The sequence below is a fragment of the Sulfurimonas sp. HSL3-2 genome, from assembly GCF_039645965.1.
Lineage (GTDB): Bacteria > Campylobacterota > Campylobacteria > Campylobacterales > Sulfurimonadaceae > Hydrocurvibacter > Hydrocurvibacter mobilis.
Genome location: NZ_CP147917.1, coordinates 747,558 through 768,696 on the forward strand (window position 1 = coordinate 747,558; position 21,139 = coordinate 768,696).

Consider the following 21,139-nt stretch of genomic DNA (forward strand, 5'->3'; position numbering starts at 1 on the left):
CTTATTGTTGATGCTTCATCATTCGTTCTTGTTTTAGTTTTTCGTGATAGATCTCGACACTTGAACCTTTAGAAATATTGCTATTCATCATGACCAAAGATACCAGATAAACAAGCGCAAAAAAAGCGAAAAAGCTTGATATGAAGTAAATATTCATATATTTGTTAAATCTTTTCATCTGCTCCTCCTTATAAGAATAAAATTTATTTATAAATAAATAATATCATCTAAGAAGTCTACATCTAAAGTTAGTAGACAGCAATAATGATTTGTGATTAGTCTACAAATTTAAGTAAAAAGTTTTTAATCGCGGTTTTTGTTAGAGTAGTGGGTGGCACTTACGATATCGCCGATAATAGCTTTATGGTAGACGTAAGGTTTTTTGATGTGGCTTATCACATACCTTCCTCCTGAAGTCGTGATGACCTCTAACGTTCCGACATCGATGATATTTTTAAACTTTTCGTTTAAAGGTTTAATATAGATAGTCCGTATCTCTTCGAGTTTTATGGGATATATTTCTCTATTTTTATACCCTTTATGGATGATAAGACGGTTCTGTGTTAAAACACAGTGATAGAATTTTTTCTCTTTTATCTCTTGAAGATGCATATAAAATGTTCGTATAATGAGTACAAGACCGATGACGCCTATCTCATATGTATACCCTATAAAAAGCAGTAATGCACCCAGAGCGTAAAGAGAGATGATGCTGTTGTAAAAACTTTTTGAGATATCGGCAGAGACCAGGATCGATTCATCCTGGTGCAGTATTTTTTCAAGTGCATCCATATATACTTCTTAAATATTTTAAAATTTGTAACATCTTGTATATATGAATATTATCGTTTTAAACTTAAAAAAAATGATTTTATGTCTTAAACTGCTCCAGTTTTGTATTTAACTCTTCTGTCATAGAAGAGAGATGTTCAGTCGCAGCGGCGATCTCTTCTATACTGCGTGTATTTTCCATAGAGACTTCGTTGACAGCCACGATATCCGTTATCATATTCTGTATTTTACTTCCTGTTTCTTTTGTGCTTGCAGCAGACTCTTGGACTAATACAAGAGTATTTGTCATACTCTCTGTAGAGCTGATCATTTTTTTGTTTACGTCATTCGATACTACCAGCATCTCTTCGATAACCGTTGCATTTTTGTTCATCTCTCCGGCACTGTCTACGATATTTTGTACGATGAGGTTTACGGATGCTTGTATCTCTGTCAGACTTTTTTGTGTTCTTTCTGCGAGTTTTCTTACTTCATCCGCGACAACGGCAAATCCGCGACCATGTTCACCTGCACGTGCTGCTTCTATTGCCGCATTGAGTGCAAGAAGATTTGTCTGGTCTGCTATGTCACTGATGATCGATAAGATATCTTTTACCTGCTCTGCATCGCTTGAGAGGTGGTTGAGTTTTTCCGCAAGATTTACTTCTACTTCAGCAGTTGATTGGATTTTTCCTATAAGTGATGCATACTCTTTTGAGACATCGTTTATATTTTTTGAAGTGTTTTGGATCTCATTCATCACATATTCACTTTTTGCCAAAGTGTCGCTAAGGTCGTTTTGAATGACATGTGCTTCTTGCGACGTCTTATTGATTATATTCGATGATTTTTCAATGTTTTTTCCGATATTCATTGATGTTACGGAGAGTTCGTTGGCAACAGTTACATTCTCAAGACTCGTCTGTTTGGAAGTATGAACTGTCTCGCCGAGACGTTTCATAAAGAGATTTAATGCATTTACCATTTTGAGTATCTCATCATTATAATCATATTTATATTGAACCGTCAGGTCATTTTGATTTTTTGAGATCTGTTCAGTCACTTTTCTCATCGGTCCTATAATAGAATTCACAATGAATAATCCCAGTGCTGCGATTGATATCAATAATACTAGTATACTTACATGATATATGTAGCCGACTTTATCTATTCTACTGTTCATTTTTTCGTTGGATTCTTTTAAAAGATTGTCTAGAATGGATTCAGTTTTATGTATCGTTGCCCGCATTGCCCCTTGAATCCCCAGCTTTTCATTAAATCCAAGTGTTGCAAAAGCATTTGTGATCTCTTGAAAGCTCTGTGTGTAAGTGTTCATATTGTTTAAAAGTTCACTTCTCAGAGTTTTGTCTATTTTCATTGTATCTATGTAATCAAGACATTTTTGTGTATTAACTGCATGTTTTTTGATGTATTTTTCATCTTTGCGCAATAAAAAATCTTTTTCGTTACGTCTTAGTTGAAGCATCTTCGCATTTAAAGAGTCGTCATGTATACTTTTTGCAGTTGCTTCTACATTATGAACCGCATTCCGCATTTTCCCTCGTAAGCCTTCTTTCTCACTTAGTCCTATCTCTTTACTCATATCTACATATTCGGTAAATGCTTTGCCGTAATCTTGAATAATCGTATCTAAACTCTCCATCTCCACTTCACTGATACCGACATTAGAAAGATCCTCTTTCATGCTTTCTACATGCTTTAGAAGCTCTTTAAAAGTCACATTGAACTTGTCCGAGTATTTTGTATTGTTACGGAGTATAAAATCTTTTTCGTTTCTTCTTTCCTGAAGAATATACAGCTGAAGTTTGTACAGATCGGAGTTTACACGATGAAAGCTTTTCATCTCGGACTCTTTAAAGGCCGATATCAGATACATCAATGCTATCCCCGAAAAGGTAAGGATAGCCAATATCATTAAACGCTGTTTAATACTTGTTTGTGTTAACATCTCTTAGGTTCCTGTCATTTAATTGATTCTAACAATAAATATACAATTTTTATTCTTAAATGCAAAAAAATAGCGTAAATGTGTTACATTAGTGTTAATTGATCAATTGTTAATGAATAGAAAGTAGTTTTTAAATTAAAGTATTTATTTGTAATTTATGAGTAATCTATAGAAATAAAACCTTAAAGGCAAACAGATGAAAGTAGCGATAACAGGAGCAAGTGGGTTTGTCGGCAGTGCTTTACAGAAGGAGTATCCGGATGTCGTGTATGTACACAGAAACGACAGTAAAGAACTCATATTGCAAAAGCTGAGCTGTGTCGATGTCGTTATCAATCTAGCCGGTGCTCCCATCATAAAAAAGTGGAGTGAAGAGTATAAAAAAGTCTTGATGAGCAGCCGTATCGATACGACCAAAACACTCATAGAAGCGATCAATGAAAGCGATGTAAAGCATTTTATATCGACATCGGCAGTCGGTATATATCCCGACAATGCTATCTGTGATGAGAGGTGTTCTACAATTGCCGATGATTTTCTCGGGGATCTGGCTGCAAAGTGGGAAGCTGTCGCTTTTACATGTAACAAACCTACGACGGTACTGAGATTTGGGATCATACTTGGGAAAGAGGGCGGTGCATTAAAACAGATGCTGACACCGTTTCGTCTTGGAGTCGGCGGAGTCATAGGCAGCGGAAAAGCAATGATGAGCTGGATAAGCATTGTTGATCTTGTCAATATATATAAGTTTATCATCGATAATAAACTGACGGGGATCTATAATGCGACCGCACCGCAGCCGGTTTCTAACCGTGTATTTACAAAAGCACTCGGTAAGGCACTTTATCGTCCAACGATATTTCCGCTTCCCGAGTTTGTCTTAAAAGTTATGTACGGCGAAGCGGCAAGTGTCATAACCGGCTCAAAAGAGATATATCCCGCATCGCTTCAAAGTGCAGGATATAAGTTTATCCATCCCGATATCGACACTGCATTACAAGAGCTTCTAAGATAGTTGCCATGTTTTCTTGATATAATTGTGCCTTGAATAATAAAAGGGCAAAACATGAGAAAAATACTATTTTTTAGTGCGGTTTTAGCACTGTTTTTTTCCGGCTGTACGCAAGAAACACAAAACAAAGTAAGCAGAAGCATCCAAAACTGGACAGGTACGAACGGTGTGCTTGATATCTATATGGGTGAAAAACTCGTGCAGAGATTCATCAAAATAGACAAGCTCTCTACGGCTGTGAGCACACAAGGCGATGAGTCTAGAGACTACCGTTACGGATACGGCTATTTGGATAAAAACTTCAACTATAAAGTCGATGAGGGTGAGAAAAAACTCTATTTCGAGGTCAGCAACTACTCGACACCGTATGTATTTTATGAAAATCCGGAACGTTAATGAATATCATAGAACTTTTTAAATTTTTAATTCGCTCAAAGAGCGAGACCCCGGACGACGGCGGAATACTGGAATTCGTAGAAAACTACCTTGAGGGTTTCACGGCAGTGAGAGTAGATAAGAATGAGGTCAAAAACCTTTTTATCTATAAGAAGTTCGGTCAGGGAAAACATCTTTGTTTTGCGGGACATGTCGATGTCGTACCGGCAGGCAGCGGATGGGACACGGATCCTTATGAAGCCGTTGAAAAAGAGGGTTACATCTACGGACGCGGAACGCAGGATATGAAAAGCGGTGTTGCAGCATTTTTGCAGGCCGTAAAAGAGACGACTGATTTTGACGGAACATTGTCGCTTCTTCTGACTTCTGATGAAGAGGGCCCCGCAAAGCACGGGACTGTTGAGGTATTGAGATACTTACAAGAGAATGATCTGATGCCGGACAGCTGTGTCGTAGCAGAGCCTACATGTGAACAGGTGTTCGGAGATGCCATCAAAGTAGGGCGTCGCGGTTCTATCAACGGGCTTATCAAGGTTAAAGGAAAGCAGGGACATGCTGCTTACCCTGAAAAAGGGATCAACCCGATCCATCAGATAGCAAAAGTACTGGATAAGGTGGCGGGCATAGACCTTGATAACGGAGATGAATATTTCGCACCGAGCAAGTTCGTCGTGACGGACATAAGAGCCGGGATGCAGGTGACAAACGTGACTCCGAACTCTTTGGAGATGATGTTCAACGTCAGAAACTCCACAAAGACGACGACAAAAGAGATAGAGGCGTTTGTAGCAGAACATTTTAAAGAGATGGACTATACGCTGACACTCGATCAGAGCGCACACCCTTTTGTCACGGACTCCGATACGAAGATAGTAAAAGATATCGATGCGGCGATAAAAGAGATAACGGGAGTGAAGACGAAATACTCGACTGCAGGCGGGACAAGTGATGCAAGATTCATCGCTCCATGCGGTGTGGATGTTATAGAATTCGGTGTGAAAAATGATACAATTCACTCCATAAATGAGAGAACGACAGCAAAAGAGGTCGAAGATCTCTACAAAGTCTTTAAAAGACTCATTGAAATTCATTAAGGAGATATAATTTATGCAATACGTACAAACAGATAAAGCACCATCGGCGATCGGACCATACTCACAAGCAGTAGTGGCAAACGGAGTGGTATATACATCAGGGCAGATAGCGTTGACGCCAGAGGGTGTGATGTTAGAAGATGATGTCGTCGTTCAGACAAAACAGGTGCTAAAAAACCTTACAGCGGTACTTCAAGCTGCGGGAAGCGACTTGGACAGAGTGATCAAGACGACGATCTTTTTAAGCTCTATGGATGATTTCGTCACTGTTAATGAGATCTATGCAGAGGCGTTCGGTTCTCATAAACCTGCACGTTCTACTGTAGCAGTAAAAACGCTTCCTAAAAATGCTTTAGTGGAGATAGACGCTATCGCTCTTATCAAATAATATAACGTTTTAAACAATATAACTTTTATTCTATATTAGAAGTGCTATTATACTGTTATGTACAAATTTGTTTTATTGAAAGATAAAAGGGGTTTCTTATGCATAGCAGTGGTCTTAGCATTATAGTATTTGTCGTTTTTTCTCTTATCATCGGAGCAGTTCTTAAAGCTTTGATGCGCACAAGTCGTATGCCATATACCGTGATCTTGCTTCTTGTGGGGATCGGTATCGGCGCGATCAACCACTTTGCTATTATAGACAGTGAAAGTTCGCTTAGTGTTATGATCCATCAAGTGGGAGAAATAGACCCGCATCTCATCTTGTTTCTCTTCCTGCCTACACTTATCTTTGAATCCGCGTACTCGATGGAACCGCATCTTTTTTTTCGTATACTCCCGCAGATCGCTCTTCTTGCCATTGTGGGTCTGATTATATCCATGATACTCAGTGCTTTTGCCGTTCACTGGCTCTTGTCATGGGGCATCGGAGCATCCTTGCTTTTTGGAGCTTTGATCAGTGCTACCGATCCGGTGGCCGTAGTCGCGCTTTTAAAAGAAAAGAGTTCACGTAAGCGCCTTGAGACACTTATAGACGGCGAGTCTCTTCTTAACGACGGTACGGCCATCGTATTTTTTACACTTTTTTACGGCTTTGCTCTTGGTACTACTGTTGAGGTGAATTCACTAGCCGTAGTGGGTGAGTTTATCTGGGTCGTCTCAGCCGGTCTGGCCATTGGCGCATTCATAGGCTGGAGCAGTCTTTCGATGATAGGCAAGCTTATAAACCAGCCGCTTATAGAGATAACCATCTCTATATCCAGTGCATACTTGACCTTCATCGTCGCAGAGTATGTCCATGTTTCTGGTGTCGTTGCATTGGTGGCGTTAGCTTTGATGTACTCGACTTTAGGCAGAACGAGAATATCTCCTGAGATATCGCATTTCCTGCATCAGTTTTGGGAGATGCTGTCCTATCTGGCAAACACTCTGATATTTCTGATCGTCGGTATCGTTATCATAACCCATACGAAGTTTGATACGCCGAAACTTTGGGTGATTCTGATAGTTCTGTATCTGTTTCTTATGGTTATTCGTGCTGTTACGGTCGCAGTGCTTATGCCTATCTTAGAGAGGATAGGAGTCGGGATCACAAGAGAAAAAGCTGCTGTCGTAGTGTGGGGCGGTCTAAGAGGAGCGGTCTCTTTATCACTGGCTCTTTCTCTGGCTCAGGACACAAATGTTCCCATAGCTCTTAGAGAAGAGATACTCTTTTTAACGGCAGGTATCGTGTTTTTAAGCATCGTCATAAACGGTTCTAGTATGGAGTGGCTGCTCAAAGTCCTGCATCTAGATAAACTTCCTGCGGCTAAAGAAGCATCGGTCCAAAAAGCACAGCAGGAGATCAATGAGCAGATGCAGAGCTTTTTTAAGATATTAAGACACAATCCGTTTTTCGATAAAGTCAAACTGGATTCTTTGGACGTTCTTATAAATAAAGGAGAAGATCTTTCAAAATCGATAGAAGAGGAAGACATAGAGGTCGCTTTTATGCGCAGACTCCTTGAGATAGAGCGCAGTGATTACTGGCGTCAATTTGAAGAGGGGCACATAGGAAGACAGGCTACTTTTATCCTTTCACGTTCAGTCGAACAGGCACTGGATAACACGCCTATGATCACGCCTCGTCCGGACTTGGAAGAGCTCTTTAAAGCACATACCTCGCCAAAATGGATGAGCAGCGTGCCGTTTATGAAAGAGTATGTAAGTAATTGGAGATTTACCTATCTCTCTCTTAGTTATGACGTGGCAAGAGGTTTCGTTACCGCTCAAGATGAGGTAGAATCGCACATACAAGAGCTCCAACCAAGCCAGGAGAGCGGTGATAAAGTAAGGGATATGATAGATAAAAACCGTTCCATGACGTTTGCATATATCCGTTATATTGCTAAAGAATACCCGGATCTCATAACTCAGCTTCAGTCCAAATCTGCCAACAGATTGCTGCTAAACCATGAACGCTCACTGATCTGGCAGATGGAACATGAGGGAGTGTTAGAAGATGCGGAAGCACAGCACCTTATAGACAATATAGAGACAAAGATGCGTATGAACCGTTCTTAAACGATAGATACTATTAGCGTACTAAAATAGTGTAACGTTTTTAAAACGTTACATGTAAGACATAGCTCTTTATTTGCAGGATTTTAATCTAATTCTATGCTAACTCTATGGTATACTAAACCCTACAAACAAGGAGTCTAAGTGATCAAAAAATATGGAATCTATGTTTTAGTCTTAGTTTTATTTTCCATCGCATCACTGCTTATCTACAAGCAGTTAAACCCTGTCAAACTTGCAGACAATCTTGTGGCATCATCGGGAAATGTCGACGGTGACCTTATAGCTCTCAATACAAAATATGCAGGCCGTATAGAAAATATATACGTCGTGGACGGTCAAAGCGTCAAAAGCGGCGATAAAGTGGCAGCTTTGCAAAATGATGAGTATGAAGCGGAGTTAAGATCGCTGCAAGAGGGGATAGACTCTGCAAAAGAGGGACTCAAAGCTCTTACACAAGAGAGTATGATCACTAAAGAGAGTGTTCCTTTGGAGATAAAAAAAGCTTCAAGAGCCATCGATATAGCTTATGCACAAAAAAAAGAGTTAGAGAACTCTTTGTCATCACTTCAAGAGCAGCTAAAACAGGATGAAACGGATTTTGGCCGTGACCAGACACTCTTTGAAAAGAACCTTATCAGCCAGCAGAAGTTTGAGTACTCAAAATTAAAGCTTGAACACTCGAAGAACAGTTACGACTCACAACAGCAAAGACTTTTGCAGGCACAAAAAAGTATAGATATCGCCGAGTATTCCCTAAAACTTGCACAGAGTCAAAATAAAAAGATAATCGCACTTGATGCAAATGTAGAAGCGGCAAAAAACAATATAAAGTCTTTACAGGCAAGCCGTGACAAACTGCGCATTATCATAGACGACTTGGTCATAAAATCTCCGATTGACGGTTTTGTAGTCGAAAAAGTCGCAAATAAAGGTGAAGTCATCAATCCGGGTATGGTTGTGGCGACACTTATTGACCCGAGAAGCCTTTATCTGAAGATATTTGTCGATACGCTTGAAAACGGCAAGATAAAGATAGGCGATAAGGCTGTCATATTTTTAGATGCTTATCCCGATAGGCCTATAAAAGCAGAAGTGGTGAGTGTCGCTCAAAAAGCTGAGTTCACACCAAAAGATGTGAGTGTCAAAAGTGACAGGATACAAAGGGTGTATGCTCTGCATCTAAGACCTTTAGAAGTGAATCCGCTTTTAAAGCTTGGTATCCCGGCTATCGGAATCGTCTCACTTGACGGAGAGGGGCTGCCAAGCTCGCTAAGTGAGATCCCTAAAATATGAGTACGATCAACAAAAATGTTGTGATGATGGGACTTGTGAGCTATTTCACCGATTTTGCTTCGGCGATGATCACACCCATACTTCCTATTTTTGTCGTCATTGTTTTGCATGAAGGGATGGATAAGCTCGGTCTTATCGTGGCTGTGGCTACCTTTATCTCTTATGCTCTTCGCATCTTCTCAGGCTACATCGCCGACAAGTTCGAAGTCGTCAAGCCTTTGGTGGTCGGAGGCTATCTGCTCTCGACCATAAGTAAGCCGCTTTTTGGATTTGCCCATGATTATATTGCTGTAGGTGCACTAAGAAGTGCGGAGCGTTTTGGAAAAGGGGTCCGTGCGGCTCCAAAAGATCTTCTTATCTCCCACTACTCGCATAAAGACCACTCCGGTAAGACTTTTGGATTTCATAAGACACTCGACCTTGCAGGAGAACTAAGCGGCGCACTCTTTTTGTTTTTGATGCTTTACCATTTTGGACAAAGCGAAACTGTGATGCGCAATATCTTTATGGCGACGATTATCCCCGGACTTATCGGGGTATTTATCGTAATCTTTTTTGTCAAGGATATTCAAAAAAAACAAGATATTGGACCCAGACTTACATTCAGACTCACACAACAAGATAAGCAGACTGCTAAAAGACTTGTCTTTTACTTCTTTTACATGATGTTTGCACTAGATAGCGCTTACTTTACGATGGAAGCAAAAAGTGTGGGGATAGCGACTCTTGTCATCCCTCTTTTGTTTATGGTCTCGACAACAATGCAGAGTCTGACAAGCTATTACTTCGGGATGTTGACCGATAAGATCGGTGTAAAAAAAGTGATGGGTGTCGCGTACACAAGCGGGGTGTTTGCACAGTTTTTTCTATTTTTGCAGACTCCTATGTTTACGTGGATAGCGTTTGGCTTTTTAGGTCTTTTTACGGTTATCTCGCTCAATGCAAACCGCTCCTATATCGCAAAAACAGCCGATAACAGAGGAGTCGTCTTCGGGCTTTTTTATGCCTGCGTGGCTCTTTTTGGAGCAGTGGGTGCATACATCTCAGGAGTGATCTGGGAACACTATGGTATGCATGCTTCGCTTACTCTTTCTTTTGTCGCGACAGCTGTCATCACATTGCTGTTCTTTGTCAAAGGAAAGTTTTAATGGCGGACTTACATGTAAAGAACGTAAGTCTCAGATATAAAAAGGTAACGGCTCTAAGCGATGCTTCATTTGAGGCGAACAGCGGCGAGATCATCGGTTTTATCGGAGCCGACGGTGCAGGTAAAAGCTCTTTGATGCATGCAATTGCCGGAGTAGCCAATTTCGAAGGAGAGATCAGTTACTTAGGGCATCTTTACCACAGTGCAAAAGAGGCGGAGAAGATTAAAGAGCAGATGGGGTTTATGCCTCAGGGGATAGGTCTGGTCCTGTACGATACTTTGACGGTAGATGAACACCTCCGTTTCTTCGCAGACCTGCGGGGGCTGAAAAACAATGCAGAGTTGAAAAGTTACAAAGAGAAGTTGTTACATATGTCCGGACTCAGTGATTTTACCGACAGACGTGCGGAACAGCTAAGCGGTGGGATGATGCAAAAACTCTCGCTTATATGCGCACTTTTGCACCGTCCAAAGCTCTTGATCCTGGATGAACCGACAACGGGAGTCGACCCGCTCAGCCGTCTTGAGCTCTGGGAGATACTTGACAACATACGAAAGGAAGAGGGGACGATCATCATCGTAAGCACCGCATATATGCAGGAGGCTTTAAAGATGGACAGAGTGCACCTGTTTCACAACTCCAAGATCATAGCAAGCGGGACATCCGTAGAACTTATAGACTCCATACGCCCGTACACGTACACCGCAACGCTTACATGTAAGGATGAGGAGTGTCTGTCGTTTGCAAATACAGCCTACTCTTTACAATCGCAGGATGCTCCTTTAGCCGAGCCTACGCTGGAAGGACTCTTCTTTATCAATGCACTAAAAGAGCAAAAGAAAATAGCAAATATAGAGATAAAACAAAAAGAGAGCAGTGAAGAGATCCCGATGGTGGTGATGGAGTCTCACGGCGTGACAAAACGGTTCAACTCGTTCGTGGCGAACAAGAACATAGATATGCAGCTCAAACGAGGAGAGATACTGGGGCTCTTAGGGGCAAACGGAGCAGGAAAGACTACCTTTATCAAGATGCTTCTGGGCCTCTACTCTATAGATGAGGGAGAACTCACACTGCTTGGCAAAACGATAAAAAGTGGAAAAGACAGACAGGAACTTAAATCCAAGATAGGTTATGTCTCACAGCATTTTGCACTTTATAAAGATATGACGGTAAGAGAGAACCTTCTTTATTTTGCAAGGATGCACCGTATCGGAGTATTTAAAGCGATTGAACGCATAAAACTCTATGCCGAAGAACTGGGATTTGAACACTATCTTGACAGTTTTCCAAGTGAACTCCCCCTTGGTGTCAACCAGCGTTTTTCGATCGCTGCAGCACTTTTACATGAGCCTTTGGTACTTTTCTTGGATGAACCGACAAGCGGGGTGGATACTCTGGCCCGTGCACAGTTCTGGCAGATACTTCAAAAACTAAAAGAGGTGTGGGGTATCTCCATTCTGATCACGACCCACTATATGAGCGAAGCGGAATATTGCGATAGAATAGTACTGCTAAAAAACGGAGAGAAAATAGCTGACGACAGCGTGGAAAATCTCTATAAAAAGTATCCTCAGGCAAAAAGTTTTGAAGATATCTTCCTGGAATTCTATAAGGTCACACGATGAAGCACCGCATACGGTTATCGATCATAAAAGCATTTATACTCAAAGAGATAACTGAGCTTGTAAGAACACGTCTTATCATCATGGTCTATATGATGCCCTCGATGGTCACGATCCTTTTTGGATACGGGATAGCCATGGATGTGACCCATTCAAGGATAAGTATCATCGACTACGATAACAGCAAGTTTTCAAGAGAGCTGATCTCGAAGTTTCAGCACTCAAAATATTTTGACGCGACACTGAAACTTCAAAGCGAAAAAGAGGCTATGAAGTCCATTAAGCAGGCGAAGACTGATATCGTGCTTATCATCCCGAGCTCGTTTGAGAAGAACTTGGTAAAGGGTCAAAAAAGTGAACTGGGAGTGTTCATAGATGCGGCTTTTGCAAACAGGGCAAGTACGATGCAAAGTTATGTGCAGGGAGTGATATACTCGATGGCGCAAAGTATCACGGATGTCCCTATGATATCACTTAATACCCGTACGCTTTTTAATCAGGCGATGCGCGACGAAGATGCCATCGTACCGGGTCTCATCGGTCTCGTACTGCTTGTCGCACCGGCGATCCTCACTGCCCTCATCATCGTAAAAGAGAAGGAAAAGGGAACGATATTTAACTTTTACGCATCGCCTGTCAGCAAGTTCGAGTTTATGATAGCGAAGCTTCTGCCTGTGTTTATGCTCCACTCGATCAATATATTTATCCTCTTTCTTTGGGCGACACTGCTTTTTGAAGTCCCTTTTAGGGGAAGCTTCTTTCTCTACTGGATATCAAGCGAGCTTTACCTGCTTATAAGTCTGAGTATCGGTATGCTTATCTCCATCATCACAAGCAGACAGATCGTAGCTGTGGTAATGACCGTTATCATAACCATCCTGCCTGCCTTTTTATATTCAGGGATGCTGATGCCTATCTCCTCTATGCAGGGCGCATCTTGGGTGGAAGCGCATATGTTTCCGGTCATGTACTACAACCATATCCTTTATGATGCATTTTTGATAGGTCAGGGGTTTGATTCTCCAAAGATAGTGCTTTATCTTTTCATTATGGCAGGGTTTGTCGTTGTATTGCTTGGCAGCGGAGCATTACTCCTTAAAAAGGAGATGAGATGATACGTATCTTCTTTGTGGTCTTTGCAAAAGAGATGGCGAGTTTTATGCGCTCGCCTATGCTCGTCCTTTTAGTGCTTTACTCATTTACGATAGATATCTATGTATCGGGAGACGGCATCGATATAGAGCCAAGAAATGTGGCTGTAGGCTATGTCGATAACAGCGGAGGCGGCATCAGTCAAAAGATACTCTCAGGTTTGCATCAGCCGGAGTTCGTTCGAGCTGTCCGTTTTAATTCGCAAAGAGATCTGAGTCAGGCGATCTTTAACAAAGAGGTGATGGTCGGTCTGGTCTTTGACTCGGATTTTGAGACACTTTACCGCCAGAAAAAAGATACCCAGTTAAATGTTCTTCTTGATGCAACGTCGGCTTCTCAAGGTTTTACGACACTCTCTTATCTTCAAAACATTCTGCTCGGATTTGAAGGACTGGATATCCCTGTCGAGCTGAAGATACATAAACTTTTTAACCAAAACTCCGACAACAAGTCCTTTATGGCGCTTTCAGAACTGCTCTCGCTCATCACTATGCTTGTGGTGATACTTACTGCCATAGTATTTGTAAGAGAGAAGGAGGAGGGGACATGGGATATCATGCTTTTAATGCCGATAGATCCGAGAGTAACCATCCTTGCTAAAAGCTTTTCTCAGGTCATCATAGTCACTTTCGGCGTCGTACTGAGTCTTGGAATTGTCAATTTTTACATCTTCGATACTCCTATGAACGGTTCATTTTGGGCATTTATGCTGCTGACGTTTTTGTATTCGTTTGCGAGTGCAGGGATAGGGCTCTTTGTGGCAGCTGTCGCAAAAGATGTCATGCAGGTAGCACAGTTTTCCATTGTGATAATGATGCCGCTTATCTTTTTAAGCGGTGCATGGACTCCCGTGTATGCAATGCATCCCATACTGGAGTTCTTTTCGCTCTTCTCACCCTTACGCTACTACATAGAGGGAAGTGAAAGTATATTTTACAGAGGAACAGAGTTTATGGACCTGTACCCTTACTTCTTTGGTGTTTTGAGTCTGGGAGTCATTCTGTACTGGATAGGATTTAGAAAGATAGGAAGACTGTTCTGATGCGCTTGTCGAGATGGCTGGCTCTTTTGTGTTCTGTGACTCTTTACGCAGACCAGTTCTCGATACAGTTCTATAACGACTACTTCGCAGGAGCGGACAAACACTTCACAAACGGCTTTGCTCTGAGCTGGCTGGACAGTGACAAAAATAAAGTGGATTCTAACAGTTCAAGCGGTTACAGCACTCTTTTACTTCATATTGTCGACACCATTCCCTCTGTCAATATAGACAATTACAAAAACTATACTGCAGGTGCAAGTCTCAGCCAGATCATGTTCACGCCAAAAGACACGACGCTCTCCACTCCTCAGTACGATGACATCCCCTATGCAGGATATCTGGGACTTTCAATGTTTTTATTTGAATGGGATAGAGACAGTTTTAAAGAGTACAGAGTCGATCTTGGAGTCGTCGGTAAAGAATCAGGAGCAGGAGATCTGCAAAAATCATTTCACAGGCTGATAAGAAATAAGATACCTCAAGGATGGGATACTCAGATCAAAACACACTATGTGGTTAATGCCCTTTATAGATATGGAGAGAAAAGCTGGCAGAAAGTGAATTCCGACGGCATTACTATGGACTGGTTTAACCACGGCGGTTTTCAGGCCGGGAATAATATTACGGATCTCTTTGCCGGAAGTATGTTTCGTTTTGGGAAAAACTATACGAACAACTTTAATGTTCACTATCCCTATCTTAAAGAGGAAGCATCTCTTTTACGCCTAGACGGCAAACATAAGGGATTTGGGTGGTCATTGACAACGGGAGTAAACGTCGAAGCTTTGGCATACTCATACATCTTGGACGATGCAAAAAGCGAGGGGTACAATATAGACAAGAACTATGTCAACGGCTCACTGTATCTCGGAGGAGATTTTTACTACTATGCACATAAACTGACATATTTCTATCAGGTGCAGTCCTCTTATATTACAAGTCAAAAGACAGTTGACATATACGGTGGACTGACATATACCTATCAGTTTTAAAAAACACTATATCAACTACAGTAATCCTTTATTTTATACCAATATTGACAAAATATATAGTATGATTTTCTTATGAAGATCATCTATTTATTACTAATATACATTAGTGCTTTGGCATCATCGATAACTTTACAGTACGAGGGAGAATTGTCTTTTTTCGGTAAAGTCGGCGAGGCTACTCTGCAGTACACTAACGATGGAAAGAACTACCACATAAAAGTAAGTGGGAACGGAACCGGGATAGTCGGAGAACTGACGGGAAATAAGCAATATATCATCGAGAGTATCGGTATAGTCAAAGAGAATAAACTGATCCCTATGCAGTACATCATGAGAGAGACAAGCAATGATGAAAATAAAACAAAAACATATATATTTGACTATGACAACAATAAAACACTAATCACTCAATATAAAAAAGAGAATAAGAAAGATTTTAAGTTTGACGTCTTTAAAGGTAAGAGTCAAAGGACCGCTAAAATTGTGGAAGAAAATAGTACAAAAGAGTTAGAAAAGGTCTACCCCGATGACATGGTCAGTGTTTTTTTCAATAAAAGAAATAATCTGCTTTATATGAAACAGGGTGAGACTAAACTGATCCATGCATTAGGCAGTGAAGATACGCAAGACGGTGTCGTGATCAGACTGATAGAGAAAAAGGACGACAAATTTATCTTCAGCGTTAGAGTCGAGAAGGATTATCTTGAAGGCGGTGCAGAAGATGTGACATTCGTCTTAGATAAGAACAATATCCTATTTGAAACGAATGTCGACGGGATCCTCTTTTTTGGAAGTGCAAAAGTCCAAAGAAAAAGCGTCGATACAAAAAAAGCAGAATAAAAAAAGAGAGAGGAAAATAACTTTTTACTTGACATTATTACTAATTAGTAATATACTTTTTCTGAGGTGATTGTTTTGAAGATTCATTTAGAAAAAAGTTATGGTGTTAGAGCTGACAACTCCATGAAAACATGGATACAGCTTTTTCGTACATACAACAAGGTAAGAGCAAAAGAATCGGCATACATCCAATCATTCGGGCTGACGATGAACCAGTTTCAGGTTCTTGAAGTGTTGTATCATCGTGGTGATATGAATATCGGGACGATAACAAAGCTTACGATGGGGACACCGGGCAATGTCACTGTTGTCGTCAGAAATCTAAAACGAGACGGCTGGATCAGTTCTGTTGCCGATTTAAAGGATAAAAGAGCTTCTATACTCTCCATCACTCAAAAGGGTAGGGATATTATAGAGAAGTTGTTTCCCGGTCATGCAAAAAACTTTGAAGAGTACTTTGAGGTTTTAGACGAAGATGAGACGGAGACTTTGTTTAAACTGTTAAGAAAGCTGAATAAATCACTTTAGCTTTTTTTTGACTAAATACTACTAATTAGTAGTTTAAAAGGATAGATTATGAGATTAAAAGTAATATTGTTGGCTACAACACTAAGTTTCGGGACACTGTTTGCAGGAATGTATAAAGTCGATGTCGACCACTCCAATGTCGCTTTTAAAGTCAAACATATGATGATATCCAATGTTAAGGGAGAGTTTAAGAAGTTTAGCGGTACGTTTGAGTATGATGAAAAGACAAACAGTTTGAAAGCTTTGCAAGGAATAGTGGATATCGATTCTATCAGCACGGACAATGCAAAAAGAGACGCTCATCTCAAAAGTGCCGATTTCTTTGATGCGGCGAAATATCCTACTATGAGTTATGTACTTGAAAGAGTAAAGGGTGATACGGCTTACGGGAAACTGACTATGCACGGCATAACAAAAGAGGTGAAGATGGAACTTGAGACGAGCGGAACCGTAGTAAAAGATCCTTGGGGCAATACAAGAACAGGTCTGTCATTATCAGGCAAGATAAATAGAAAAGATTTCGGCCTTAACTGGAATCAGGTTATTGAAGCAGGCGGTGTCATGGTCGGCGATGAGGTCAAGATGAGTATAGAACTAGAGGGTATATTACAAAAATAAAAGGTCTTAAGATGATGTCAGCACTTTTTATCGGGCACGGTAATCCAATGAACGCCATAGAAAAAAACGAGTTTACGGACTCGTTGGACAGAGTCGGTAAAACACTTACAAAGCCAAAAGCTATACTTGTCATCTCTGCACATTGGGTCACGCCCTACAGTGCAGTGGCTTTACATAGCGAAGATAATATCCTGTATGATATGTACGGATTTCCTAAAGCACTTTATGATGTGAAGTATCAAGTAAAAAATGCAGATTTTTTGATACCTGAACTGAAAAGACTGATCCCCTCTTTAAGAGTTGAAAGCAGAGACTTGGATCATGGAGTCTGGAGTGTGCTTCTTCATCTGTTTCCAAAGATGGATATCCCGGTAATCCAACTCAGTATCGATGCGACATTATCAATGCGGGAACATTTTGAATTAGGCAGAAAACTCGCTGTATTAAGAGAATCGGATGTTATGATAATAGCCAGCGGTAACGTAACACATAATCTAAGAGAAGCTGTTTTGTGGGATAAAGATGCACCTATAGCGGAGTGGGCAGAGGAGTTCGACGGATTCATTAAAGATGCCCTCTTAGCACGGGAGTATGATACACTTATAGAGTTTGAGAAAAAACAGCGTTATGCACACTTGGCACATCCCACTACAGAACATTATATACCGCTGCTTTATATAGCAGGTGCGATGCAGCGCGGAGATGAAAGTAGTTTTATCTATGAAGGGATCGAACACGGAAATCTAAGTATGCGAAGCTGGATGGTGTACTAACAAAGAGGAGAACAAAGATGCTGAAAAAGATAGATAAAGAGAAGATGTTCCTGTCAGATCAAGGATGGCTGCAGAGCAGATTTCATTTTTCATTTGCCGAGTACAGAGACTATGACAATATGAACTTTGGAGTCCTGCGAGTTTTAAACGATGATATCGTCCATCCGCAAAGCGGTTTTGGAATGCATCCGCATCGCGATATGGAGATCATCTCTTATGTCGTAGACGGCGAGATAACGCATAAAGACTCTATGGGAAACGAGAGAACGCTAAAGCGCGGTGAAGTGCAGTATATGAGTGCAGGCGAGGGCGTGTATCATTCAGAGTACAACAACCACAAGACAGATGATCTGAGACTTCTGCAGATATGGATCATGCCTCCCAGAAAAGGGTTGCCGACGATATACGGCGATGTGTCGTATAAAGAGGAGGAGAGAAAGAACAGACTTCTGCATATCGTCTCAGATGAAGAGGGCGACGCAAAAGTAAAGCTCCATCAAGACGCTAACATCTATGTCAGTGAACTCGATGCCGGTAAAGAGATCCGCTTTGCTATAGGCAATGGCAGACAGATATATTTTGTCCAGATAGAAGGCGAGAGTGAAGTAAACGGCTTACATGTAAAGAGAAGCGACGCCGTCAAGATCACGGATGAAAAGAGCTTACATGTAAAGGCTGTAAATGACTCGCATTTTCTTTTTATCGAGATGAAAGCTGTTTGAATTAAGCAAAGATAAAGCAAGAAAACTTTACAATCCTATAAATGACTGATGGTCGGTCATTCTTATTTTCTATATGGAGCGTCTATGGCAATCATTGTAGACAAGGTTCAAAAACGTCGCGATATCGCCCTTGCATGTAAGGAGCTTTTTGTCGTAAACGGTATAAAAAGCATAACGATTTCACAGATAGCAAAAACAGCAGGAGTGGGCAAGGGTACGCTTTACGATTACTTTAAAAACAAAGAGGATATCGTTTTTGAGATCGTGAATATTTTACTTCAAAAACACAATGAACTCAAAGAGAAGAAGATATCCAAAGTAACATCCACAAAAGAGAAGATAAAAATATTTTCCGATTTCTTTTACAGCGAAGAAGAGGCAGAATTAAGAGAGCTGTATAAAGATTTTGTCTCGATCACGCTCAGCGAGCCGAACAAAGAGATGATTGAGTTTCAGAGCAGATGCTTTGAGGAGTATCGCAGATGGTTCAAAGAGATCCTCCAAGAGGGGATAGATAAGGGTGAGATCATAGAGAAGTCTATAAATCTGGCCAACGGACTTTTCGCTCTAGGCGAGGGGATGTTTATATCAAGCTGTGTCACTGATACGATCGATGATCTTAAAAAAGAGATAGACGATTATATAGATACGCTATTTGATTTAATAGAGGTGAAGAGATGATTAGATTAGTTTTACTATTGGTGCCGGTTTTCGTTTGTGCGGACGACTTGAAAGGTCTGCTTGATTTTGCAACGAAAAACAGTGACCTGGTGGTCTCAAAAACATTATCGCAGGATGCAAAAAGCAAAGAGCTGGACTCACAGAAAAGTGCCTATTTTCCTACATTGGACGTGGGTGCATTTTATCAAAGACTTGATGAGAGAAGTCCCTATATGCCCGGTGATACATATGCGGGATATGCAAAAGTAGGTGTCGACATCTATGACGGTGGCCGCAAGTCCTCATTGGTCGATCAAAAAGAGAATGAGTTCAAAGCAAGCAGTTTTGAGACTGAGGCGATGAAGAAAAGCCTCTCTTTACAGATAGTTCAGGAGTTCTTTACCATCAAGACCCTGCAGGCTACTTTAGAAGCCAGACTAGAAGCGGACAAATCGTTAAAAGCACAGCTTTACCGCATGACACAGTTCTATCTGGCAAAAGTCGCAACAAAAGATGATGTCGACAGACTGCAAGCCGCTTACGATACAAACGTCTACAACATAGAATCCGTAAAACTTCAGATACTCTCGGCTACAAAACAGCTGGAACTAAAAGTCGGAAAAAGCGTAGAGAATCTGGATGATTCATCATTTGAAGAACTTGCAAACAGCGATTATGAACTGATAGACTCCACAAAAGCCCTTATGGCACAAAAAGACTCCGTAAAGTACAGTGCAGAGTCGTTAGCAAGCGTCTACTACCCTGTCTTAAGAGTCGAAGATACATACAGCCTTTACGGATATGACAGATCAGACCTGCAACATCCAGAGGGTGCAAAAGAGCAGAACAAACTGATGGTCACTTTAAATATGAGGATCTTTGACAACGGTTCGGTGCAAAAGACAAAAGAAGCGGTACTTGTGAACGCGCAGGCGCTCAATACTCAGATCAATTATCTGACAAATGAACAAAAAGTGAATTTCAGCATCGCAGAAGCGAGTTTAAATACAAGCAAAGCCGAGATACAAAGCGCACAAAGCGCTCTTGAAGCGGCAAAAAGTGCATTTAAGACCATAGAGGAAAAGTATAATGCGGGCATCGCGGACAACGTGACTTACCTTGATGCTTTGACATCTCTTACAAATGCAAAAGCTTTATATACGAAAGCGAAAAACGATGAACAGATAGCGTATGCGACATACTACTTTTACAGCGGAAAGAATATAGGAGATTATTTAAAATGAGAAAAATACTATTTGGATTATTGGTACTGCTCGCAGGACTGCATGCAGAGGATATCTATGCGACATTTGACGTAAAAGCGGATAAAAGCGCGAATCTTGCCTTTTATGCAAGCGGTATCGTTGAAAAAGTCTACGTCGACATCTCCTCGAAAGTAAAAAAAGGAGACAGACTGGCAGAGCTTCAAAACTCTGATATAAAAGCTTCTCTAGACATGGCAAAGAGCACTCTCGAAGATGCAAAGGTAAACCTGCAGTACACTTCAAGAGATTATGAGAGACAATTGAAGATAAAGACACTTATAGACGAAGCGCAGTTCGACAAGTATCAGCTGGCGTATGAAAGAGCGAAAGTAGCTGTGGCATCTGCTGAGGCAAATGTCGCTTATAAACAGTCATTACTGGATAATACTACTCTTTATGCACCTTTTGACGGAGTCATATTCAATAAAGATATAGAGGTCGGCGATGTCGTGAACTCTATGATGGTTAAGACGGTCTTCAATATCCAAAGCACGTCAAAAAGAAAACTGATCGTAGAGTTTGACCAGACGCATTGGAAGGATGTAAAAGTAGGCGACACTTTTAGATACAAAGTAGACGGGGACACGAAAGAGTATACGGGAAAAATATCTAAGATATATCCATCGGCGAACAACTCAAACAGAAAGATCAAAGCTGAAGTTATGGCAGATGATTTTATCGTCGGATTGTTTGGGGACGGCTATATCCAAACAAAACAGACAAAGTAGGTC

The 21,139-nt window shown here is 41.0% G+C and carries 22 protein-coding genes; 19 read left to right on the forward strand and 3 right to left on the reverse strand.

The features are described 5' to 3' along the window. Window position 1 precedes the first annotated feature (1 nt). From WCX87_RS03785 to WCX87_RS03795, 3 genes are all read right to left on the reverse strand, one after another. On the reverse strand, window positions 2-178 hold the full coding sequence (locus WCX87_RS03785; RefSeq protein WP_345980709.1) for a hypothetical protein: 177 nt from the start codon (window positions 176-178) through the stop codon (window positions 2-4). 125 nt (window positions 179-303) lie between these two features. Then, window positions 304-792, reverse strand: a complete 489-nt coding sequence (locus WCX87_RS03790; protein WP_345980710.1) for a hypothetical protein — start codon at window positions 790-792, stop codon at window positions 304-306. A 79-nt stretch (window positions 793-871) separates the two neighbouring features. After that, on the reverse strand, window positions 872-2,740 hold the full coding sequence (locus WCX87_RS03795) for a methyl-accepting chemotaxis protein (RefSeq protein ID WP_345980711.1): 1,869 nt from the start codon (window positions 2,738-2,740) through the stop codon (window positions 872-874). 196 nt (window positions 2,741-2,936) lie between these two features. On the opposite strand from WCX87_RS03795, the gene WCX87_RS03800 reads away from it, so the two are divergent. The 19 genes from WCX87_RS03800 (at window position 2,937) to WCX87_RS03890 (ending at window position 21,136) form a co-directional block, all read left to right on the forward strand. Next, window positions 2,937-3,755, forward strand: a complete 819-nt coding sequence (locus WCX87_RS03800) for a TIGR01777 family oxidoreductase (protein WP_345980712.1) — start codon at window positions 2,937-2,939, stop codon at window positions 3,753-3,755. Between the two features lie 51 nt (window positions 3,756-3,806). After that, window positions 3,807-4,148, forward strand: coding sequence for a hypothetical protein (locus tag WCX87_RS03805; protein ID WP_345980713.1), 342 nt, complete (start codon window positions 3,807-3,809; stop codon window positions 4,146-4,148). Continuing rightward, window positions 4,148-5,242 carry a succinyl-diaminopimelate desuccinylase gene (dapE, locus tag WCX87_RS03810; protein ID WP_345980714.1) on the forward strand — a complete coding sequence of 365 codons (1,095 nt, stop codon included), beginning with the start codon at window positions 4,148-4,150 and terminating at the stop codon, window positions 5,240-5,242. The genes WCX87_RS03805 and dapE overlap by 1 nt, the downstream gene beginning before the upstream one ends. 13 nt (window positions 5,243-5,255) lie before the next feature. Then, window positions 5,256-5,630, forward strand: a complete 375-nt coding sequence (locus WCX87_RS03815) for a RidA family protein (RefSeq protein WP_345980715.1) — start codon at window positions 5,256-5,258, stop codon at window positions 5,628-5,630. A gap of 98 nt (window positions 5,631-5,728) precedes the next feature. Further along, the gene (locus WCX87_RS03820; protein ID WP_345980716.1) at window positions 5,729-7,750 is read left to right on the forward strand and encodes a sodium:proton antiporter; all 2,022 of its coding nucleotides are present in this window, start codon (window positions 5,729-5,731) and stop codon (window positions 7,748-7,750) included. A 141-nt stretch (window positions 7,751-7,891) separates the two neighbouring features. Continuing rightward, window positions 7,892-9,043 (forward strand): HlyD family efflux transporter periplasmic adaptor subunit, encoded by a 1,152-nt coding sequence (locus tag WCX87_RS03825; RefSeq protein WP_345980717.1) that lies wholly within the window; start codon window positions 7,892-7,894, stop codon window positions 9,041-9,043. Next, window positions 9,040-10,191 (forward strand): MFS transporter, encoded by a 1,152-nt coding sequence (locus WCX87_RS03830; protein ID WP_345980718.1) that lies wholly within the window; start codon window positions 9,040-9,042, stop codon window positions 10,189-10,191. Before WCX87_RS03825 ends, WCX87_RS03830 begins: the two co-directional genes overlap by 4 nt. Next, the gene (locus WCX87_RS03835) at window positions 10,191-11,819 is read left to right on the forward strand and encodes an ATP-binding cassette domain-containing protein (protein ID WP_345980719.1); all 1,629 of its coding nucleotides are present in this window, start codon (window positions 10,191-10,193) and stop codon (window positions 11,817-11,819) included. Before WCX87_RS03830 ends, WCX87_RS03835 begins: the two co-directional genes overlap by 1 nt. Further along, window positions 11,816-12,931, forward strand: a complete 1,116-nt coding sequence (locus tag WCX87_RS03840; protein ID WP_345980720.1) for an ABC transporter permease — start codon at window positions 11,816-11,818, stop codon at window positions 12,929-12,931. Before WCX87_RS03835 ends, WCX87_RS03840 begins: the two co-directional genes overlap by 4 nt. Beyond that, the gene (locus WCX87_RS03845; protein ID WP_345980721.1) at window positions 12,928-14,010 is read left to right on the forward strand and encodes an ABC transporter permease; all 1,083 of its coding nucleotides are present in this window, start codon (window positions 12,928-12,930) and stop codon (window positions 14,008-14,010) included. Before WCX87_RS03840 ends, WCX87_RS03845 begins: the two co-directional genes overlap by 4 nt. Further along, window positions 14,010-15,002 carry a lipid A deacylase LpxR family protein gene (locus WCX87_RS03850; RefSeq protein WP_345980722.1) on the forward strand — a complete coding sequence of 331 codons (993 nt, stop codon included), beginning with the start codon at window positions 14,010-14,012 and terminating at the stop codon, window positions 15,000-15,002. The genes WCX87_RS03845 and WCX87_RS03850 overlap by 1 nt, the downstream gene beginning before the upstream one ends. 111 nt (window positions 15,003-15,113) lie before the next feature. Beyond that, a complete protein-coding gene (locus WCX87_RS03855) occupies window positions 15,114-15,842 on the forward strand; it encodes a DUF3108 domain-containing protein (protein ID WP_345980724.1) in 729 nt (242 codons plus the stop codon). Window positions 15,843-15,917: 75 nt separating this feature from the next. Further along, complete coding sequence (locus tag WCX87_RS03860) at window positions 15,918-16,370, forward strand: MarR family winged helix-turn-helix transcriptional regulator (protein ID WP_345980725.1); 453 nt, start codon at window positions 15,918-15,920, stop codon at window positions 16,368-16,370. Between the two features lie 48 nt (window positions 16,371-16,418). Beyond that, a complete protein-coding gene (locus WCX87_RS03865) occupies window positions 16,419-16,988 on the forward strand; it encodes a YceI family protein (protein WP_345980726.1) in 570 nt (189 codons plus the stop codon). Between the two features lie 11 nt (window positions 16,989-16,999). Continuing rightward, window positions 17,000-17,761, forward strand: coding sequence for a 4,5-DOPA dioxygenase extradiol (gene ygiD / locus WCX87_RS03870; RefSeq protein ID WP_345980727.1), 762 nt, complete (start codon window positions 17,000-17,002; stop codon window positions 17,759-17,761). A 17-nt stretch (window positions 17,762-17,778) separates the two neighbouring features. Next, a complete protein-coding gene (locus tag WCX87_RS03875; protein WP_345980728.1) occupies window positions 17,779-18,483 on the forward strand; it encodes a pirin family protein in 705 nt (234 codons plus the stop codon). Window positions 18,484-18,567: 84 nt separating this feature from the next. Beyond that, entirely contained in the window at window positions 18,568-19,164 is a 597-nt protein-coding gene (locus WCX87_RS03880) for a TetR/AcrR family transcriptional regulator (RefSeq protein ID WP_345980729.1), read from the forward strand. Continuing rightward, window positions 19,161-20,387 carry a TolC family protein gene (locus WCX87_RS03885; protein WP_345980730.1) on the forward strand — a complete coding sequence of 409 codons (1,227 nt, stop codon included), beginning with the start codon at window positions 19,161-19,163 and terminating at the stop codon, window positions 20,385-20,387. Before WCX87_RS03880 ends, WCX87_RS03885 begins: the two co-directional genes overlap by 4 nt. Next, window positions 20,384-21,136 (forward strand): efflux RND transporter periplasmic adaptor subunit, encoded by a 753-nt coding sequence (locus tag WCX87_RS03890; protein WP_345980731.1) that lies wholly within the window; start codon window positions 20,384-20,386, stop codon window positions 21,134-21,136. The genes WCX87_RS03885 and WCX87_RS03890 overlap by 4 nt, the downstream gene beginning before the upstream one ends. Window positions 21,137-21,139 lie beyond the last annotated feature (3 nt).

Coding starts and splice junctions, on each gene's coding strand:
- WCX87_RS03785 (WP_345980709.1), bottom strand. CDS start 178: ATGAAAAGATTTAACAAATATATGAATATTTACTTCATATCAAGCTTT.
- WCX87_RS03790 (WP_345980710.1), bottom strand. CDS start 792: ATGGATGCACTTGAAAAAATACTGCACCAGGATGAATCGATCCTGGTC.
- WCX87_RS03795 (WP_345980711.1), bottom strand. CDS start 2,740: ATGTTAACACAAACAAGTATTAAACAGCGTTTAATGATATTGGCTATC.
- WCX87_RS03800 (WP_345980712.1), top strand. CDS start 2,937: ATGAAAGTAGCGATAACAGGAGCAAGTGGGTTTGTCGGCAGTGCTTTA.
- WCX87_RS03805 (WP_345980713.1), top strand. CDS start 3,807: ATGAGAAAAATACTATTTTTTAGTGCGGTTTTAGCACTGTTTTTTTCC.
- dapE (WP_345980714.1), top strand. CDS start 4,148: ATGAATATCATAGAACTTTTTAAATTTTTAATTCGCTCAAAGAGCGAG.
- WCX87_RS03815 (WP_345980715.1), top strand. CDS start 5,256: ATGCAATACGTACAAACAGATAAAGCACCATCGGCGATCGGACCATAC.
- WCX87_RS03820 (WP_345980716.1), top strand. CDS start 5,729: ATGCATAGCAGTGGTCTTAGCATTATAGTATTTGTCGTTTTTTCTCTT.
- WCX87_RS03830 (WP_345980718.1), top strand. CDS start 9,040: ATGAGTACGATCAACAAAAATGTTGTGATGATGGGACTTGTGAGCTAT.
- WCX87_RS03835 (WP_345980719.1), top strand. CDS start 10,191: ATGGCGGACTTACATGTAAAGAACGTAAGTCTCAGATATAAAAAGGTA.
- WCX87_RS03840 (WP_345980720.1), top strand. CDS start 11,816: ATGAAGCACCGCATACGGTTATCGATCATAAAAGCATTTATACTCAAA.
- WCX87_RS03845 (WP_345980721.1), top strand. CDS start 12,928: ATGATACGTATCTTCTTTGTGGTCTTTGCAAAAGAGATGGCGAGTTTT.
- WCX87_RS03850 (WP_345980722.1), top strand. CDS start 14,010: ATGCGCTTGTCGAGATGGCTGGCTCTTTTGTGTTCTGTGACTCTTTAC.
- WCX87_RS03865 (WP_345980726.1), top strand. CDS start 16,419: ATGAGATTAAAAGTAATATTGTTGGCTACAACACTAAGTTTCGGGACA.
- ygiD (WP_345980727.1), top strand. CDS start 17,000: ATGATGTCAGCACTTTTTATCGGGCACGGTAATCCAATGAACGCCATA.
- WCX87_RS03875 (WP_345980728.1), top strand. CDS start 17,779: ATGCTGAAAAAGATAGATAAAGAGAAGATGTTCCTGTCAGATCAAGGA.
- WCX87_RS03880 (WP_345980729.1), top strand. CDS start 18,568: ATGGCAATCATTGTAGACAAGGTTCAAAAACGTCGCGATATCGCCCTT.
- WCX87_RS03885 (WP_345980730.1), top strand. CDS start 19,161: ATGATTAGATTAGTTTTACTATTGGTGCCGGTTTTCGTTTGTGCGGAC.
- WCX87_RS03890 (WP_345980731.1), top strand. CDS start 20,384: ATGAGAAAAATACTATTTGGATTATTGGTACTGCTCGCAGGACTGCAT.